Genomic DNA, 2488 nt, shown 5'->3' with positions numbered 1-2488 from the left:
GTACATCAATTTTTAACCACACATTATTTTGTGCATCAATTGCTCGATTGTCTCTTAGCGATAACTTAGCATCATTCATATTGACTAATGATGCTATGCCCACAATCAGTGTGCTACTTGCTATATTGCTTGCTTGTAAAGGGTGCTTAGTCCACGCCACTGTACTTTCTGCTAAAGATAACTCTCCATTAGGTTTGGCCACTTTGGCTATAGCGGCTTCGTTTTTTATCCATAATGTCTTTTTTTCTGTTTCTGATGAATAAATTTCAATCTGTAACCAAGCAACCTTGACATCTTGACTGAGTATCTTTATCTTGGTCTTTGCATAAGGTTTACCCACTGTCGTATCTGATGCTGCTTCTTTTTCCAGTAGTTTGGTTTGTTTCGCTATGCCAATAAATGTTTTGTCTTCTTCTGCGGTTTTACTCGCTTCCGCTTGCGTTTGAGTAATATAACTTGGTAAGTCTTCACAGGTGAAACACTCAACATGTAAATGAGCGCAGAATTCTTTATCTTTTGACTTTTCTGGCAAAGTGTCTATATCAATATACTTACCATCTTCATCGGTTTCTTTAGTAATACCTTTATTTTGGTTATGACCTATATGCCCCACTAAATCACCCGCTTTAATCCGATACATCAAAGCTCTTTAACAGGAATGCTAGCTTCTGCTTCTTTTAATATCAATACGATTTTGTATTCTGTCATCTTTTTCATATTCAAATTCTCTTTTACTTTTATCGTAGTGCATTTTCTACTTTTTTGCCGTACTATTTTAGGGGATAGTTACAGTGGTTAGCTACTATCTTTAAGCAATAAACCCACAATCTTTGTTAATTTTCCCATATTTTTGTATAAACCAGATTATTATTTTATCAATCACTTCCACTTATATTGTTTATAATTTGTTTCGTTTATCTTTTTAAAAATGCCTGAAGTACTCATTTGATATGTAAATTTTTTAGATTTTGCTTCACCTATTCTAAAACCTTCACCTTTATTATCAATTAAATCATAGTCAAGTAAATATTGTTCATTTTTACTAACTAAAATCTCCCCATTTTGTTGAATTGTAAAATCATTAAAGTATAACACTTCACCTTCTACATTTACTCGTTCATCTAAAACGATTACGTCAATAATGTTTCCATTAAGATCATAACTATTTAGTTGAAAAATAAATATTGGCATATCATTATCGGTATAATTGATAAAAAATATACCTTTATATAAAATATTTTTATAACTAAAATAAATAGCAGGGTAATAAGAATCACTTCTGGCAAATTTTGCTAATTTTCGCAAAATGCAGCATTCTTTATCAGAAAACCTAACTGATACTTTTTGATTTGGAGATATACGCAATTCTTCAGTTTTATCCTCCCAATAATAATATTTTGTTACGTCATTCGATGAATAAGGCAAACTTATTTTTTGATAATAATGTAGATCATTTTGTACATTATTACCCATTGCAAGATTAATATGACACAGTATGATAAAATATATAACTACAGGATAGATTAGGTTCTTCATTTTTTATGCTCCTTAATTTTATCCATATCATAAAACTGTACATGCAAATGATGATTATGGTGTGCAGTCTCTTTTGTTATATTGTTAGGAAATTTTTTAATTTTGTTTAAGGTATAACTCCAACCAAGCATATCTGTCCAACCAAATTTATATAAAGCATCATTCCACTGATTTTGACGTTCAACATCAAATAATTCAGGATGTAGATCAATATGAAGGCTTGTCCCATCTCCTTTTGCCAAAACTTCATCAATTCTTAAATATTTAAAATCACCATGATAACCATTATAATGGCTCTTACTGCTCCCTGAACCACCAGTGATAGTACTAAACCCATTGCAACTAATATCAACAAAATTAACTTCTAGCATTGCTCCAAAAAAACTTGCTAAAGTATCACGATTCATGAAAAATCGTTTTTGATTACTATCTACATTAAAACAGTACTTCAGACCGTGTTGTGAATATTTTTGACGAACTTCTCTTAAATCAATAAGATGAATGAATTTTGTAAGACCATATCTTTGGTGAGGGTAAAAAATATTTGTTACTTCAACATAATCATATATTCCTAATTGATGTACATGACTATTTTTATCATGATAGACATATTTATATTTTTTTTCATAACCTTTTAATGTCTCTACTGGTATATGCCTTTCAATTTTTCCGTCATGATAAATATGATAAGTAACAATTCCTACTCTAGTGAAATAATCCACCATCGCTACCGGATGAATAAACCACGCCTTGCCGTCAGCACTAAGCGTGGCAGGTGGGGGGGTGTCTGTTGCGGTGGTTGTAGCGGTTGGGGTACTGGTTGTCTCGCCATTTTCTGGTTGCGTGTCGTTTTGTTGGTTTAACTTGGCTAAGCCTTTAGCTACATCATCCCACCATAACATCTTTTTTATCTTCTCTTTGGTCTTTTCCCAAGCTGTTACTTGTTTTTCTA

The 2488-nt window shown here is 32.0% G+C and carries 2 protein-coding genes and 1 pseudogene; all 3 read right to left on the bottom strand.

Annotated features, from left to right (window positions below):
• A pseudogene (locus GQ589_RS11545) lies at nt 1–640 on the bottom strand (hypothetical protein); the annotation flags it as partial.
• A gap of 239 nt (nt 641–879) precedes the next feature.
• A complete protein-coding gene (locus tag GQ589_RS11540; protein ID WP_160426363.1) occupies nt 880–1536 on the bottom strand; it encodes a hypothetical protein in 657 nt (218 codons plus the stop codon).
• Nucleotides 1533–2488: hypothetical protein (locus GQ589_RS11535; RefSeq protein ID WP_160426361.1), on the bottom strand; the 956-nt coding region annotated here is incomplete at its 5' end. The genes GQ589_RS11540 and GQ589_RS11535, both read right to left, overlap by 4 nt.

Source organism: Gilliamella sp. Pas-s27, from assembly GCF_009795865.1.
Lineage (GTDB): Bacteria > Pseudomonadota > Gammaproteobacteria > Enterobacterales > Orbaceae > Gilliamella.
The sequence above is the reverse complement of the archived record's forward strand: the minus strand, read 5'-3'. Positions and strand labels throughout refer to the sequence as shown.